The 16,772-nt window shown below is 47.6% G+C and carries 14 protein-coding genes; 9 read left to right on the plus strand and 5 right to left on the minus strand.

The genetic code is table 11. The features are described 5' to 3' along the window. Positions 1–1,076, plus strand: a 1,076-nt coding sequence (locus A3751_RS03680; RefSeq protein ID WP_068452235.1) for an NAD(P)/FAD-dependent oxidoreductase, incomplete at its 5' end; no start/stop codon positions are given. 39 nt (positions 1,077–1,115) lie between these two features. On the opposite strand, the gene A3751_RS22625 is transcribed toward A3751_RS03680, so the two are convergent. Continuing rightward, positions 1,116–1,610 (minus strand): ComF family protein, encoded by a 495-nt coding sequence (locus A3751_RS22625; protein ID WP_068465912.1) that lies wholly within the window; start codon positions 1,608–1,610, stop codon positions 1,116–1,118. A 421-nt stretch (positions 1,611–2,031) separates the two neighbouring features. Here A3751_RS22625 and bioB point away from each other — a divergent pair, with 421 nt between their 5' ends. From bioB to A3751_RS03725, 8 genes are all read left to right on the plus strand, one after another. Continuing rightward, positions 2,032–3,120, plus strand: coding sequence for a biotin synthase BioB (bioB, locus tag A3751_RS03690; RefSeq protein ID WP_068452270.1), 1,089 nt, complete (start codon positions 2,032–2,034; stop codon positions 3,118–3,120). A gap of 15 nt (positions 3,121–3,135) precedes the next feature. Next, on the plus strand, positions 3,136–4,362 hold the full coding sequence (gene bioF / locus A3751_RS03695; protein ID WP_068452241.1) for an 8-amino-7-oxononanoate synthase: 1,227 nt from the start codon (positions 3,136–3,138) through the stop codon (positions 4,360–4,362). Then, the gene (locus A3751_RS03700; RefSeq protein ID WP_068452246.1) at positions 4,355–5,140 is read left to right on the plus strand and encodes an alpha/beta fold hydrolase; all 786 of its coding nucleotides are present in this window, start codon (positions 4,355–4,357) and stop codon (positions 5,138–5,140) included. The genes bioF and A3751_RS03700 overlap by 8 nt, the downstream gene beginning before the upstream one ends. Further along, positions 5,130–5,981: a malonyl-ACP O-methyltransferase BioC gene (gene bioC, locus A3751_RS03705; protein ID WP_068452249.1), complete on the plus strand. Its 852-nt coding sequence runs from the start codon at positions 5,130–5,132 to the stop codon at positions 5,979–5,981. The genes A3751_RS03700 and bioC overlap by 11 nt, the downstream gene beginning before the upstream one ends. Continuing rightward, on the plus strand, positions 5,978–6,661 hold the full coding sequence (gene bioD, locus A3751_RS03710; RefSeq protein ID WP_068452252.1) for a dethiobiotin synthase: 684 nt from the start codon (positions 5,978–5,980) through the stop codon (positions 6,659–6,661). The genes bioC and bioD overlap by 4 nt, the downstream gene beginning before the upstream one ends. An 87-nt stretch (positions 6,662–6,748) precedes the next feature. Then, positions 6,749–6,988 (plus strand): hypothetical protein, encoded by a 240-nt coding sequence (locus A3751_RS03715; RefSeq protein ID WP_068452255.1) that lies wholly within the window; start codon positions 6,749–6,751, stop codon positions 6,986–6,988. Positions 6,989–7,241: 253 nt separating this feature from the next. After that, positions 7,242–9,035, plus strand: coding sequence for an acyl-CoA dehydrogenase C-terminal domain-containing protein (locus tag A3751_RS03720; protein ID WP_068452273.1), 1,794 nt, complete (start codon positions 7,242–7,244; stop codon positions 9,033–9,035). 123 nt (positions 9,036–9,158) lie between these two features. Continuing rightward, complete coding sequence (locus A3751_RS03725; protein WP_068452258.1) at positions 9,159–10,943, plus strand: acyl-CoA dehydrogenase C-terminal domain-containing protein; 1,785 nt, start codon at positions 9,159–9,161, stop codon at positions 10,941–10,943. 53 nt (positions 10,944–10,996) lie between these two features. Here A3751_RS03725 and holA read toward each other — a convergent pair whose 3' ends face one another. From holA to lnt, 4 genes are all read right to left on the minus strand, one after another. Continuing rightward, positions 10,997–12,016: a DNA polymerase III subunit delta gene (holA, locus tag A3751_RS03730; RefSeq protein WP_068452261.1), complete on the minus strand. Its 1,020-nt coding sequence runs from the start codon at positions 12,014–12,016 to the stop codon at positions 10,997–10,999. Between the two features lie 3 nt (positions 12,017–12,019). Beyond that, positions 12,020–12,547 carry an LPS assembly lipoprotein LptE gene (gene lptE, locus A3751_RS21730; protein ID WP_082863036.1) on the minus strand — a complete coding sequence of 176 codons (528 nt, stop codon included), beginning with the start codon at positions 12,545–12,547 and terminating at the stop codon, positions 12,020–12,022. After that, positions 12,537–15,122 carry a leucine--tRNA ligase gene (gene leuS, locus A3751_RS03740; RefSeq protein WP_068452267.1) on the minus strand — a complete coding sequence of 862 codons (2,586 nt, stop codon included), beginning with the start codon at positions 15,120–15,122 and terminating at the stop codon, positions 12,537–12,539. Before leuS ends, lptE begins: the two co-directional genes overlap by 11 nt. A gap of 162 nt (positions 15,123–15,284) precedes the next feature. After that, on the minus strand, positions 15,285–16,772 hold a 1,488-nt coding region (gene lnt, locus A3751_RS03745; RefSeq protein ID WP_068452276.1), incomplete at its 5' end, for an apolipoprotein N-acyltransferase.

A 16,772-nucleotide genomic window follows, 5' to 3' on the forward strand; every position in this document is an offset into this window, starting at 1 on the left:
GATTGGCTGTTGCGCGCGCATTGGCGATGTCCGGGCGTAGTGTTTGGATTTTGGATAAAGAAGAGGGTTTTGGAAGGCAAACTTCCTCTCGGAACAGTGAAGTCATTCATGCGGGAATTTACTATCAACTCGATTCCTTGAAGGCGAGGTTATGTGTACGTGGTAAGCATCTGATTTACCAGTACCTCGAAGATAATTCATTACCTTTCGCGCGGTGCGGAAAGCTCATTGTTGCGACAAATGATTCACAAGCTGATCGTTTGGCTCAGATCAAGCTCCAAGCTAAAGCGAATCAAGTGGAAGACTTAGAGCAGTTGGGCATGGTTCAGATTCGTGCTCAGGTGCCTGAAATAAACGCGACCTCAGCGTTGCTTTCGCCATCTACTGGCATAGTAGATAGCCATGCTTACATGCAGTCTTTGCTTCATGATGCCGAAATGTCGGGGGCGACTTTCTTGCCCAATACCGAGATCGAGGTTCGAAGTGTCTCACCTAATAAGTTTGAGTTGGAGTTGCTTGGCCAGAACGCATTACTCGAATGTTCAGAGCTGGTAAATGCAGGGGGTCTGTTTTCAAGTTCATTGTTGTCTCAGGTGGAGACCTTCCCAAAACATTGCTTGCCAGAGCCGGTATACGCGAAAGGAAGCTATTTTAGTTATTCTGGTAGCGTACCTTTCAAGCAGCTCATCTATCCAGTTCCAGAGGAAGGCGGGCTTGGAGTGCATTTGACACTCGATTTGTCCGGTGCAGCGCGTTTTGGGCCTGACGTTGAATGGTTGAAGGTTAATGGTAATGCAGGTCTCAACGCATTTGATTACTCGGTTGATAAGGCAAAAAAGGCGCAATTTGTCGATCGCATCAAGTCCTACTGGCCAAGCCTAGATGAAAGCAAGCTGCACGCGGACTATTCCGGTTTGCGGCCAAAAATCCGCTTTAACGGTGAACTGTATCCGGATTTCTGCATTCAGTCTGAGAGCGAGCATGGTATCAGCGGCTTGGTGAACCTATTTGGAATAGAGTCGCCGGGTTTAACGGCTTCTTTGGCCATTGGAGAGTTCGTAGAAGACTTGTTGTAGCGCATCAAGGTTTATTCCTCTAGCATCACCGCCATTCATTTATTTAAACGATTGTTTGGTTGTTCGAGCAAAAGCCCATACTTCAACTTTGCCTGCGCCGCGAGCCTTTAGAAGCCCAGCAACTAAATCAAATGTTGCGCCGGTCGTCATTACATCATCGACGACCGCAACATGCTTTCCTTTTAAGTTCGTCCCAGGACTAATCACAATGCTATTCTTTAAGTTTTTCAATCGCGCTGTTCGTCCTAGCGAGCTTTGTGACTCGGTTGTCTGTGTTTTTATGAGTAACGTCGGGTTGAACACGAGTGACAGTTCCATGGCGCACTGAGCAGCTATTTCGCGGGCATGATTGTAGTTCTTGTCGCGAAGTTTGTCGGGATGCATGGGTACACAACAAACAAGATCCGGAAAAGGCTCGCGATCGTTAACTCTTTGCTCTGCAAGCAATTGACCAAGTAATCTCGCAATAAAGCGTCGATTTTGATACTTGAGACGATGCACGAGAGTAGAGGAGGGGAATTCATACCTTGTCACGATATACGCCTTGTCAAACTGTGGTGGCGTAGCTCTGCACTCTATGCAGTGAGTGTGACCGTTGATGCTCGACAGGGGGAGGGAGCATTGCACGCATTTTTGTTTGTCGAGCGAAACGAGTAAATCCGCTTTGCAAGCATTGCATATTAACAGCTGGAGTGTGCCCTTAGCATTACAAAGGCAGCATGTGGAATAGAAGTATGCGTTTGTAAATGTTGCGAGTGCGCGGAGCGATATGAGGGTTTGCAGCGCATGTAGTATTATTTCTGACTTGTTAACCAAAAATGCAACAAGGGTTGACAACTTTTTGGGGAAGAATATCATGCACACTATCCTTGTGTTGCAGCTGGGTATCCTTTTACCCGATCCGCTTCATGATACCATTTTTACAACAGTTCTAGAAAAGAGGCTTGAAGCACAAATGAGTAATTCGTCACTTGGTGTCGTTCGACACGATTGGACCAAGCAAGAAGTGCAGGCGTTATTTGATCTGCCGTTTAATGATTTGCTGTTTCAAGCGCAATCCGTGCACCGACAAAATTTTGATCCGAACGAAGTTCAAGTAAGTACTTTGCTGTCGATAAAAACAGGGGCCTGCCCTGAGGATTGTAAATATTGCCCTCAAAGTGGTCATTACAACACCGGCCTCGAGAAAGAAAAATTGATGCAAGTACAGGCTGTTTTGGACAAGGCAAAACAGGCAAAAGAAAAAGGCAGTAGTCGGTTCTGCATGGGCGCTGCATGGAAGCACCCCAGCGATAAAGACATGCCTTACGTCGTCGAAATGGTGAAAGGTGTCAAAAAGCTAGGTTTAGAAACCTGTATGACGCTAGGGATGTTGCGTGATGATCAAGCGCAAGAGCTTTCAGAGGCCGGCTTAGATTACTATAACCACAACCTTGATACCTCTCCGGATTTTTACGACAAGATCATCACCACGCGCAGCTATCAGGACAGGCTGGATACGCTTCAACATGTTCGTGATGCCGGCATGAAAATTTGTAGTGGTGGTATTATTGGCATGGGCGAGCGGGCCTCAGATCGTATTGGCCTTTTGGTGCAATTAGCAAATCTGCCGCAGCAGCCTGAGAGCGTCCCAATCAACATGCTGGTGAAAGTAAAGGGTACGCCTTTAGAGAATGTCGAAGATATCGATAATTTTGATTTCATTCGCTGTATTGCGGTTGCGCGCATCTTAATGCCCGAGAGTCATGTTCGACTTTCTGCGGGGCGCGAGTCGATGAGTGATGAAATGCAAGCGCTCACGTTTATGGCTGGCGCGAACTCTATTTTTTATGGCGAATGCCTGCTCACGACGCCAAACCCGGAAACACACAAAGATATGCAGTTGTTCAAGCGGCTTGGTTTACGCCCAGAGCAGCGTATCGAAGAGTCTGATGAAACCCAAGAAACAGTCTTGGAAAATGCCATTGCTAAGGATCAGGAAGCGAAGAATCCTATGTTCTATGAAGCTTCGGGTAGCGCAGCCGAGGCGAGTGCAAAGCACTAAGGTAAGTATTGGTTTATGGCCTATGAGCGTTTGGAATGGGAGTCGAAGCTTTCTGATATTGAGAACGCGGGCCTGCTAAGATCTCGAAGAACGATTGCATCTTCTCAAGGCCCGAGTGTTAGTTTATCTGGCTTTCTAGGGCGGGGCGCTCGTACCCCGTCCCACTCACGTTTTCGTAATTTTGCAAGTAATGATTACCTAGGGTTTGCGGATCATCCGCAGCTTAAAGAAGCTGCCCTTGATGCTTTGAATAAGTTTGGTTTGGGGAGTGGATCTTCTGATGTTGTCTGTGGCCATTTTGAGCCTCACGACCAGCTTGAGCAAGCGCTCGCCAAGTTTACAGGAAGGGATAAGGCATTGTTGTTCTCGTCAGGCTATATGGCGAATCTAGCTGTTTCTAATGCACTTTGCGACCCCAAGAGCTTGATCCTTCAGGATAAACTAAATCATGCTTCGTTAATTGATGGCGCAAAGCTTTCTGGCGCGAGAAGTCAGCGCTATCTTCATTCTTCCATCGAAAGCTTGGATTCCTATCTAACGAAGTTCTCTACAAACGGAACTTATGGTCAAAAGCTGATTATCACAGACGGCGTCTTTAGTATGGATGGCGATGTCGCGCCTTTAGGTGAATTGGCTAAGTTAGCGGATCAATTTTCGGCCTTGTTAGCCGTCGACGATGCTCATGGCTTGGGCGTTCTAGGCGAGGGAGGGCGTGGTTCAGTGGCCGAGGCCGGGTTATCGCAAGAGCAATGCCCGTTATTAATCGGTACGTTTGGGAAAGCTTTTGGGACCTTTGGCGCTTTTGTGGCAGGACCAAAAGCGTTGATGGAAGTTTTTGAGCAACGAGCGCGCTCCCATATTTATACGACAGCCTTGCCGCCCGCTATTGCTGCGGCTACAAATGCGAGTTTGCACCTTGTAGAGCAAGCCGGAGAGCAACGTGCGCATCTCCAAAGCCTTATAGAAGCATTCCATAAAGAGTTAGCAGGAGATGGTTTTGAGTTGCTTCAATCAAGAACCGCTATACAAGGCGTTGTAATTGGCGCAAACGAATCGGTGATGAGAACCGCACGGTTTCTTGAAGAGTCTGGCTTATTAGTTGGGGCAATCCGACCGCCTACCGTCTCACCAGGTAGTTCGCGCCTCCGTATTACCTTAACGGCGACACATACCATGGACGATCTTGATTGCTTGGTGACAGCGCTGCGTAAGGCGAGAGATTTGGGGTGCTTGAGTGAGTGATCCACGAGCCGTCAAGGTGTTATTTCTGAATGGCTGGTCTTTGGACTCTTCGTTTGTTGAGCCCCTTCTGCAAGCTCTGGGAGAGGGAGTGACTTACCAAGTTCTTGATGTCGATGCACGATTTTTTGAAGATTCGTGGCCTTCCAGCTTAGTGAGCTTGATTGATCAAGATACAGTGATTATGGGGTGGTCGCTTGGCGGCATGCTCGCAATACGACTCGCCGCATTTTTAGAAAAGAATCAACGAGACTACCGGAAATTAGTGACGCTGATGGCTTCGCCGTCGTTTATCAATAGAGAGGGCTGGAGTTGTGGTATGAGCGAGTCCGATTTTGCGCAGTTTAAAATGGCGGCGGAGTCGGATCAGCTTGTCGTAAAAACGTTTCCGTACCTGATGCTTGGTCCTAAACAATCGGTTGTCGGGACATCAGAAACAACTCTACTCGCTAATCGAACTTTGCTGTCTGAGATAAGACAGCGCTATCGGGGCTCCCTACAAAGCTCTGAGAATCGAATTGCCACATTAGCTTTATTGGAGCAGCTCGATCTAAGGAAAGAGCTCTCAGCACTTCAGCAGCAAGCTATTCTGTTGTTTGCTGAGGATGATTTGCTTGTACCTAACATGACCGCGCAGGTAGTCGAACAGCTATATCCTCACCATCATGTCCATCTCGTTGAGGGAGAGGGGCATTTGTTGAACGCTCCTATTTTAAAGTTGGTTAGTACCTTATTAGGTTTGTCTCTAGGGACGAGTGCGGCGGTGACTTGTGAGCGCTAGCAACGTCGATAGTAAGGTACATCTAGCAAGTTCCTTTGGTCGGGCGGCGCAGAGCTATGATCGTTCAGCGCATATGCAAAAGATCGTTGGCCAAGAACTGTGCGACAAGGTGTGCAGCTCTTGGGGGGATGTACGATTGCGCCCCCCCTCAGTTCTGCTTGACCTTGGTTGTGGTACAGGCTTTTTTGGTGAGCGCTTGTTTTCGGAATTCAATCCAAAGCAATTCGTTTTTGGGGATATTTCCGCAGCGATGCTCCAGTGCGCGCTGTCTAGAGTTCAAGGCTGGGGTCTCGAATCGGATAGTGTTGGCTCGCGTGTTACAGGGGTTCAGCTTGATGCCGAGAAGCTTAGCCTGGCTCCAAACTCCGTAGATTTGGTGTTTTCCAGCTTGGCATTACAGTGGGCTCAGGATTTAGAGGGTGCACTCCAGCAAATAATGAGTGCACTGAGTGATAATGGTGTGCTCGCTTTTTCAACCTTGCTCGATGGGACTTTGGTTGAGCTAAAGACGTCTTGGGCGTCTGTTGATCATCGGCGCCACGTTAATGAGTTTTTGCGGTTTGATGATCATCTTCAAATAGCGGATATGCTGGGTTATTCAGTGGAGAATGCTGAATGTAGCGACGTAATCCTCTCGTATGATAAGCCAATTCAGTTGATGAAGGATTTAAAAGCCATTGGTGCCCATAATATTTCAAGCGCGCGCCCAAAGTCTTTAATGGGTAAGTCAAAGCTTAGCTCAGTGCTCGCTGCATACGAAGGCTATAGAAGGGATGATGGTTCTGTGCCCGCCACATACCGTGTCGGGTATTTTATTTTAAGGAAGACAAAAAACGTATGAGAAAGTTTTTCGTTGCAGGTACCGATACGGAAGTTGGCAAGACCTATGTTAGTTGTCGTTTACTCGAGCTCGCTCACCATCAAGGCATGAGTAGTTTGGGGCTCAAGCCCGTTGCTGCTGGCTGCGAGCTAGATGGTGCTGAGCTAAAGAATGAAGATGCAATTGCTTTGATGCATAGTTCGTCAATCAAGTTGCCCTATGCCCAAGTTAACCCTGTGGCATTGCCTGATCCTTGCTCACCGCACATAGCAGCCACTCGCGCGGGAAAAAGCTTGAATGCGTCAAGACTCGCGGGTTATTGCCGGGGCGCATTATTGCAAAAGGTTGACTTTGCGCTGGTAGAGGGTGCGGGAGGATGGCGCGTTCCGATTAGTCCGCGAGAAACGATGGCAAGCTTGGCAGTGGAATTGGATTATCCTGTTGTACTTGTTGTTGGGTTGCGACTCGGATGCATAAATCACGCATTATTGACAGCAGAGGCTGTAAGGCGAGATGGGCTCGAGATTGCGGGATGGGTGGGTAATCAGATTACGGATCAGCCGATGAGCTATATTGAGGAGAATGTCGCTACGCTTAGGTCGGCACTGGGCGCGCCCTTTATCGGTGTCGTTCCTTATGAAACTGAGCCTCGTGCTGAAAAGTTTAGTAACTCTTTGGATATAAGTTGTTTAACTGTGTAAAAAACGCCTCCCAAACTTGCCTTGAGGTAAGTGTTTTGCTTAAATAAAAACTGTTCAATTAATAACCTATTTTAGGTTTGGTGCATTATGAATGTAAACTCAGTGATCGATGTAGGGTTGTCTGGTGTTCGGCAAGGTATCGAAGGAGTTGAGAAAACTGCTTCTGATATTGTTCGTGCCGGCGCAATCGACGGTGCTGTGGGTGCAAATGATGCAGCAGAATCGATCGTCGAGTTACGGCTTTATCAACGTTCTGTCGAGGCATCTGCGCAAGTAGTGCGCACTGCTGATGAAGTGCTTGGTACGCTTCTCGACACGATGGCCTGATCCGCCCCTCTCGTTTCTATAGAATTTTCTGATTCGTTCCCCTCAATGATGCAGAAACTAACTCTCTGCGCTATTTTTATGATCTCAAATCCGTTCACATTTTTCTAAACCCAAAGCTTGACAAAGCATATAAGCAAACGTATGTTTCAAACACTCGTTTGATTTAGAGTTCAGTCGGGCAATTCCCATGTGTGATTTGCTCATTAAATCCAATAGTTTTCAAACGAAACCGATTAAATTTGAGGTTAACGTTATGCCAGATTATAAAGCTCCCCTAAGAGATATTAAGTTCCTTATGGACGAAGTGCTTGATAGTGAAAAGCACTATCAGAATATTGGTGCTACTGAAGCGACGCCGGACATGGTTGACGCAATTGTTACTGAGGGAGCGAAGTTTTGTGAAGAAGTTCTAGCCCCAATTAACCAAAGTGGCGACCAAGAAGGTTGTACTTGGAGCGAAGACGGCGTTAAGACTCCCGCTGGTTTTAAAGAGGCGTATCAGCAGTTCGTGGAGGGCGGTTGGCCTTCGATGAATGCTCCTGTAGAGCATGGCGGCCAAGGCTTGCCTGAGTCTATTAATATCATCCTTAGCGAAATGATTGGTACATCAAACTGGTCTTGGGGTATGTACCCAGGTTTGTCTCATGGTGCGCGCGCGACACTAGAAGAACACGGTACCCCGGAGCAGCAAGAAACGTATCTCACCAAGCTAATTTCGGGTGAGTGGACCGGTACGATGTGTTTGACTGAGCCTCAGTGTGGGTCCGATCTAGGTATTCTAACTACGAAAGCGGAGCCTAATGCAGATGGCTCTTACAGCATCACTGGTACTAAAATATTTATCTCTGCTGGTGAGCACGATATGGTGGACAACATTGTTCATATCGTACTAGCTCGTCTTCCTGGTGCTCCAGAAGGTACTAAAGGGATTTCGCTTTTCATCGTCCCTAAGTGCCTGCCGGATACTAATGGCGAGGCTGGTGAGCGAAATGCAGTTACGTGCGGCTCAATTGAGCACAAGATGGGTATACATGGTAACGCGACTTGTGTGATGAATTTTGATGGTGCAAAAGGTTGGTTGATCGGTCCGGAGAATAAAGGTCTTAACTGCATGTTCACATTCATGAACGTGGCCCGTATTGGTACCTCTATTCAGGGTCTTGCGGCTGCTGAAGGTTCCTTCCAGGGAGCACTCGCATATGCGAAAGATCGTCTAGCAATGCGTTCGCTTTCGGGTCCTAAGAATCCTGAAGGAAAGGCTGACCCAATTATCGTTCACCCAGACGTGCGCCGTATGCTTTTGACGCAAAAAGCGATCGCTGAAGGGTCACGTGCAATGATTTACTTCGCGGCTCAACAAGCCGACCTTGTTCAGCATGGTGAAGGTGAAGAGCAGAAGGCTGCTGATGAAATGCTTGGTTTCTTAACGCCAATTTTGAAAGCGTTCTGTACTGAAGCGGGTTATGAAGCTGCAAACCACGGTGTTCAGGTTTTTGGTGGTCATGGCTTTATCCAAGAGTGGGGCATGGAACAAATCGTTCGAGATACGCGTATTGCGCTTCTTTATGAAGGAACGACTGGTATCCAGGCGCTTGATCTGTTGGGTCGAAAAATTCTAATGTCTCAAGGCGCGTCGCTGCGTAACTTTACGAAGCAAGTGCACAAGTTCTGTCAGGCAAACGAAGACAATGCCGAACTTAAGCCATTTATCGAAAAGCTTTCTACTCTAAACAAAGAGTGGGGCGATATTACGATGAAGGTTGGCATGACTGCCATGCAGAATCGCGATGAAGTGGGCGCTGCATCTGTAGACTTCTTGATGTATTCAGGTTACGTATGTCTAGCATACTTCTGGGCACAGATGGTAAAAGTTGCTCAAGAGAAGCTAGCTTCTGGTACAACTGAAACAGGCTTTTATACGGCTAAGGTTCAGACTGCCAAGTTCTATTACGACCGTATCTTGCCGCGTACAGCAGCTCACGCTCAGATGGTTCTCGCTGGTGGTGAGTCGATTATGGCAATTGACGAAGAAAACTTCGCTTTCTAATTGTCTGTTAGTTTAAAAAGCCCGCTTCGCGGGCTTTTTGCGTTAGAATACGCGACAAATTCTAGACCGAAGAATGCTTAAGTTAATTGACTAGGCATCCGTAAAATACTTGAGGGAAATTACATGGCAGATTATAAAGCGCCGTTACAAGATATCCGCTTTGTTATGAACGAAGTTTTCGAAGCCGAGCAGCTTTGGGGTTCGCTTGCAGGTACGCAAGAAGTGATTGATATGGAGACAGCAGATGCGATATTGGAAGAGGCTGGAAAGATTACAGCATCACTGATTGCGCCATTAAGCCGCGAAGCGGATGAAGAAGGCTGTCACTTCGACAACGGTAAAGTGACGGTCCCTAAGGGGTTCGTTGAAGCTTACAAAACGTTCGCAGAAGGTGGCTGGTCAGGCCTAACCGGTAATCCTGTTTATGAAGGTATGGGTATGCCCAAAATGCTGGGTGCTCAGTATGAAGAAATGCTTTACTCGGCTGACATTTCATTTGGTCTGTATGTTTGCTTAACTTCAGGTGCTGCGCTTGCTATCGATGCGCACGCTTCAGAAGAGCTAAAGAATAAATATTTGCCCAAGATGTACTCAGGAGAGTGGACTGGCGCAATGGATCTCACCGAGCCGCATTCCGGAACCGATTTAGGCATGATTCGCACTAAGGCAGAGCCAAATGCCGACGGTTCGTACAGTGTGACTGGTACTAAGATTTTCATTACCGGTGGTGAGAATGACCTTACTGACAATATTATTCACTTGGTCTTGGCGAAGCTTCCAGATGCTCCGGCCGGCTCAAAGGGTATTTCATTGTTTCTTGTGCCTCGTAATAAGGTTGATGACAACGGCGTTGTTGGTGAGAACAACAATGTTTCGTGTGGTTCGATCGAACACAAGATGGGGATCAAGGCGTCTGCTACTTGCGTTATGAATTTCGACGGTGCGCAAGGTTGGCTTGTTGGTGAGGTAAACAAGGGCCTTGCAGCGATGTTTACTATGATGAACTACGAGCGATTGAGTGTTGGGATTCAAGGTATTGGTGCTGCAGAGCGCTCTTACCAAAACGCGCGTGAATACGCGCTAGATCGAATTCAAGGCCGGTCGGCGACAGGTCCTGTTGCAACAGAGAAACAAGCAGATCCTATTATTGTGCATGCTGATGTCCGTCGCATGTTGCTAACGATGAAAGCGTATACAGAAGGTAGTCGTGCATTTTCAACATATGTAGCTCGTTTTCTTGATATCGCTAAGTTTTCGGATGATGCGGAACAAGTAAAGAATGCCGATGCAATGGTGGCTCTTCTAACACCTATAGCTAAGGCTTATATGACCGATCGGGCCTTAGATACATGTGTCGCTGGCCAACAAATTTTTGGTGGTCATGGTTTCATCCGCGAGTGGGGCCAAGAACAGCTAGTACGTGACACTCGTATTACCCAAATCTATGAAGGTACCAATGGCATTCAAGCGATGGACTTGATGGGGCGTAAGATTGTCGCCAACGGCGGTAAGCTTTTTGAGATCTTTGCGAAAGAAATCGCTGAGTTCATTGAGCAGGAGTCTGGTAATCCTGCATTGGCTGGTAAGCTTGAGCAGTTAGCCGCAGCTGTTGAACGTTTAAGCGATGCGACTGAGCACGTTATAACGTCTGCGCAAGGTGATGCAAATGCTGTTGGTGCTGCTGCTGTTGAGTACTTGGATATGTTTGGATTGACGGCGTATGGCTATATGTGGGCGCGCATGGTTAAAGCCGCAGCTCCAAAAGTAGAACAAGACGTCTTCTATGCGAGTAAGCTCAAGACCGCTAACTTCTTCTTTAGCCGTCTGTTGCCAAAAACCGTCTCTTTGCTCGAGACTATTAAGTCTGGTAGTGACGACACTATGTCGCTAGCGGCTGAAAACTTCTAAGTTTAAGCTGGTAAAGACGAAAAGCCGCTCAATTGAGCGGCTTTTTTATATCTTTATATTCCGAGTTTGGCGCCGCATATTTGGAGTACAGCGTCTTCAATCAGGATCCAGTGGGGAAGAGCGCCGACCCCGCCTTTTATGCTCTGATCTGCTTGCTTGAGAAGCTCAAGTGCTCGATTCGCTTGATTTACGCTAGTGTGTGTGGCCGCGCGTACATAGTCTTGCTGCTGGTTTGGAAAAATCCGGTTCTTCTTGAAATGCGCTTCAACTCGATTTCGTTGCCCGACTAAAGGTAGAAGGCCTGCAATGACGCGAACATCACGAGCCAGTGGCCATAAAACTCCTAACGGTTGCGCGCCCTCAGCTTTGAGATGATGCAAAATGTTCACAGCATCATGAGTGCGTATCTGGAGCATTGCTTTTGAGAGATCGTATGCATCGTACCGGGCGGAGTCTTTCACCTCTTCGAATATCATACCGACGCTGATTGGGTTTGTTCCGTGCAAAAGTAACAGTTTATCGAGCTCCTGTTTTGCCGCAAGTGGGTTGCCCTCAAGTCTTGACGACAGAAGTTGCAGTGCATCATGCTCAATATTCAACTTTAGCTTGTGTGCACGCTGCCGCATGAAGCCAAGGGTTTCTTCAGGCTTGATTGGCCAAACCTGTATTATTGCACCTTTGTTATCGAGCGATTTGCACCACTTAGAGTTAAGCGCGTTTCTATCAATTTTTCCCGACTCTATAATTAGTACAGTGTCGTCAGGAGCGGATTCTAGAAACTCTACGAGCTTCTTGCTTCCGACGACCCCTGGTTTACCATTTGGCAGCTTCAGTTCGATGATTTTTTTGGTTGCGAAAAGGGAAAGGGAGCCGGCCTCCTCAAGCAGAGCCTGCCAATCAAACTTTTGGTCAGCGTGAAAAACCTGTCTTTCTTCAAAGCCCTGCTGTCGCGCGGTGCTGCGTATTTCGTCAACGGCTTCTTGGATTAGTAGCGGTTCATCTCCGGTGACCAGATATACAGGTTTGAGCGGAGCCTCTAGATGTGAGCGTAATTGTGCTGGTTTAAGCCGCACGTCTCAATTACCGATACGAATAAGAGTTAGTTGTCGAATGATCTCTTGCGCTAGACTTTGATCTAGAGCTTTTGTGATCGCCGCTTGCTCTCGGTCTTTTGCGAGTAATTCAGATGAGCTATGGCGATATATACGTCGAGCACTGATTTCGTTCGTGTACTGGGATTCATCGCTTGCGGATTCTTTGAGCGAGAACTTTAAGGAGCGAGTCAGTTCGTATTCATCCGCCGTTGCGTCTTGATTCAACGTAAACACGCGTTCTTTTGCTTCGATACTAAAAACTCGAAGCTCAAAAAGCGCGTCTTTTGTCATTGTCACTTTGTGGCTTGCTAGCTCCCTTTCCAGTTCCTGACATAAATCCCAAGATGAGGTTTTATCGCAACTAAGGCTTACCTCGCTAAAGCCTAGAGAGTCCAAGTCTGCGGTGCGGACATGAAACCCGCACCCTTGAAGCGTTAGAGATATAGAGATCGCGATGCCCGCTCCTATTTTACAGAGCGAGCTGCGGATTTCGTTCGATCTAGTTTGCAACTATGTTTACCAGTTTGTTGGGGACAACAATCACCTTACGGATTGTTTTGCCCTCAGTAAAGCGCAGGACGTTCTCATCGGCTAGCGCCAGCGCTTCAAGCTCGTCTTTGCCGATATCAGCAGAAACCGTAAGCTTTGCTCTCACTTTGCCATTTACCTGAGCAACAATCTCTTGGGTCGTTTTTACCATCGCTGACTCATCAAAGCTTGGCCAGGTCGCACCTAAAATGTTGTCTTTGTTTCCTAGCTCTTCCCATAATGCGTGACAGATATGCGGCGTGATAGGCGCTAACAAGAGTGTTGCGGCTTCGAGGGCTTCGTGCGTTACAGCTCGGCCTTGCTCACTAACGTCGACAAATTTACTTACACTGTTCATTAATTCCATAACGGCAGCAATAGCGGTATTGAAAGTCAGCCTTCGGTCTAAGTCGTCACTGACTTTTTTAATCGTTTCATGCGTTTTTCTTCGAAGTGCTTTTTGCTCATCGTTGAGCATGTCGGCAACCAGTGCTGCATTGCCACCGTTTAGCTTGTGTTCGTTAACGGCTTTCCATAAACGCTTCAAGAAGCGATTCGCGCCCTCGACGGCATTATCAGACCATTCTAGAGATTGTTCTGGTGGAGCAGCGAACATCATAAAGAGTCGAACGGTATCGGCACCAAATTGGTCGATAATTGTTTGCGGATCGATGCCGTTATTCTTTGATTTGGACATCTTGCTCATGCCGGCACTTAGTAATTCTTTGCCGTCTTTTTTGTGCACATAACGTATCGTTTTGCCTTTCTCATCAGTCTGTGTCTCAACGTCTGTTGGAGAAATCCAGACTTTGCCACCTTTTGAGTCTTCTTCATAAAAGCTCTCGGCGAGCACCATGCCTTGGCACAACAGTCGTTTGAATGGTTCGTCACTGTCGACCAGCCCGACATCTCTCAGTAGCTTGTGATAAAAGCGCGCGTAAAGCAGGTGCAATATGGCATGCTCTATGCCGCCAATGTATTGGTCAACAGGAAGCCAGTAATTCGCGGCTTCAGGGTCAAGCATTTGCTCTTCGCTGTTTGGCGAACAGTAGCGTGCGTAATACCATGACGATTCCATGAATGTGTCAAATGTATCGGTTTCACGGAACGCAGTTTGTCCATCATGGCTTGTTTTTGCCCAAGCTGGATCACTTTTTATAGGTGATTTTACGCCATCGAGCTCAACGTCTTCGGGTAGGGTAACGGGAAGCTCTTCAAGCGGCGCAGGGATTTCCGTACCGTCTTCAAGATACTTCATGGGGATCGGTGCACCCCAGTAACGTTGCCGAGAAACTCCCCAGTCGCGCAATCGATAATTTACTTTGCGACTACCTGTGTCTTCTTCTTCGAAGCGCTTAGCTATAGCGTCAAATGCTTCTTTGGAGCTAAGTCCTGTAAATTCGCCAGAATTTACAAGTAAACCCTTTTCAGTAAAGGCGCATTCATGGATATCAAGGTCCTCACCATCTTCGGATGCAATCACTTGTTTAATCGGCAGCTTGTATTGCTTGGCAAATTCATGATCACGTTCGTCGTGCGCTGGCACGGACATAACAGCGCCTGAACCATAATCCATTAACACAAAGTTGGCGGCCCACACGGGTACTTCTTCGCCCGTAATAGGGTGAATAGCTTTGAAGCCGGTCGGTAGGCCCTGCTTTTCCATCGTGGCCATGTCGGCTTCTGCAACCTTGTTTTTCTTACAGCTTTCGATGAATTCTCGAAGATCTGTGTTCTTCTCTGCGGCTGCAATTGCGAGCGGGTGTTGCGCGGCCACGGCGACGTAGGTGACGCCCATTATCGTGTCAGGGCGTGTGGTATAGACGCTCAATGAGTCATCGGAATCCTTGATTTTGAACGCGAACTCAAGGCCTTCCGAGCGGCCAATCCAATTGCGTTGCATCGTCTTTACTTGCTCGGGCCACTCATCAAGCTGATCGAGGTCTGTTAGAAGTTCTTCGGCGTAATCGGTGATTTTGATAAACCATTGCGGAATCTCTTTACGCTCGACAATTGCACCAGAGCGCCAGCCGCGGCCATCGACCACTTGCTCATTCGCGAGAACCGTTTGATCGACAGGATCCCAATTTACGGTCGCGTTCTTTTTGTACACCAAACCCTTTTCGTAAAGCTTCGTGAAGAACCACTGCTCCCATTTGTAGTATTCAGGGCGGCAAGTTGCAAATTCACGATTCCAGTCATACCCAAAGCCTAGTTGCTTAAGCTGGCTCTTCATGTACTCGATGTTTTCGTATGTCCATTTGGCGGGTGCAACACCGTTTTTTATCGCGGCATTTTCAGCAGGCAAGCCGAATGCATCCCAGCCCATTGGTTGCATCACGTTTTTTCCAAGCATGCGCTGGTAACGAGAGACAACATCCCCAATGGTGTAGTTTCGAACATGCCCCATGTGAAGCTTACCGCTAGGGTAAGGGAACATGGATAAGCAGTAGTATTTTTCTTTGCTAGGGTCTTCTGTTACAGCAAAACTGTCGTTTTGCTCCCAGTATTCGCGTGCGCTCTGTTCGATGTCTTTTGGAGAGTATTGTTCTTGCATATTTCTTCTTAACTTCGCTATACAACGCGGGCTCTTGGAGTAAACCCGCGTAAAAAAATGGGCCGCATAGTTTATCTTAGTTTTTGCGGTGCGTGTAGCTGTTCAACAGCTCATTGAAACCAAATATGGAAGCGGATCGCAATCTTAGACAGATCTTTGGAGCTAAAGGCTCTGTGCTTTATTGCTATTGCTCCTCCAGCGAAGAGATACACCGATGAAAACAGTAAATATACACAAGATCTGAATCGGCATTGATCCAACTCGCGAGAACGGGGTTTCGCCTTCATATATTCGAACTTGCCCTTCTAGAGTGCCTTGGGAAAACTGCGGAATCTGCTCTTCGATTTGTCCCTTAGTATTAATGATTGCGGTTACTCCGTTATTCGTTGCGCGGACCATGTAACGTCCGTTTTCGAGAGCGCGTAAGCGGGCAAGTTGCAGGTGCTGAAGAGGGCCAATTGATTCACCGAACCACGCGTCGTTGCTGATCGTTAGTAGGTAATCGGCTCCGATCGAGCGATTTGCGACGAAGTCTGGGTACACAACCTCATAGCAAATAAAGGGAGATACACTGAAACCGTTAACACTCAGCATACTTTGGTTTTCTTCACCTTTGCGAAAGTTCGACATAGGAAGGTCAAAAAACTCAATTAGGCCGCGCAATACGTCTTGCATAGGAACGTACTCTCCAAACGGCACGAGCTTCTGCTTGTGATAGATGCCTTCGCCATTTCCTATTGCGAGCACGCTGTTGTGTATGACCGTGCTCTTTGTTTCGGAATCCCACCCGCTATAGGGAATGCCAGTGACGATCGTGGCGTTTTGAGCCTCGGCTTTTCGACCAAATTGGCTCAGCAATGGCCTTGCTGAAGTGTAAAAAAGAGGTACGGCGGTTTCTGGCCAGAAAATCACGTCTTTATCTAAGTGAGCCTCGGTCATTTTTCGAAGTAAATCGATTGTTTTGGGGCGTTGGGTGCTTTTCCATTTTAATTCTTGAGGAATGTTCAATTGGATCAAAGCGACTTCCTGCAGCTTTCCTGTTGAAACCGTCCAGTTTTTGTCCTTCAAAAGATAACCCGGAGTCCATAGCGCTATCAAAAGGAGTGTTACAAGCAAGGCGGTACGGTGTTGTCGATCAATGCTGAGCGCAACTAAGGCGCCGGAGGTAATACTAAGTATGAGGGTTGTTCCGTAGCTGCCAATCAAGGGTAGCCATCCGGATAATGGGCCATCAAGCTGTGAGTCGCCGATAAACAGCCATGGAAAACCGGTGAGGAACACGCTGCGTACTAAGTCGTTTCCCACCCACAGTGTCGCAAAGAGAAGCACGTTAAAACCCAAATACTTGGACTTTAACTTCGAATAGAGCCAAAACATGAAACCATGAAACAAACCCAGTGCGGCAACAAAGAATAACGTAAGGAAACCGGCTAATGCTGGAGGGGCATTGCCGTAAGTGTTGATGCTGACATAAACCCACGAAGCGCCTGAGGCAAATAAGCCGAAACCAATCAGCCAACCATGATAAAAGGCGCTCTTGGGGCTAAGGTAGGAGTTGGGGTCGAGCGCTTTCGTGAGGGCTAAGAACAAAACCAGAGAGCCTATGCTGGCCACCCAGTAGTCGTAAGGGCTCAGCGCAAGTGTCTGTAG

It is taken from the genome of Oleiphilus sp. HI0080, assembly GCF_001635135.1.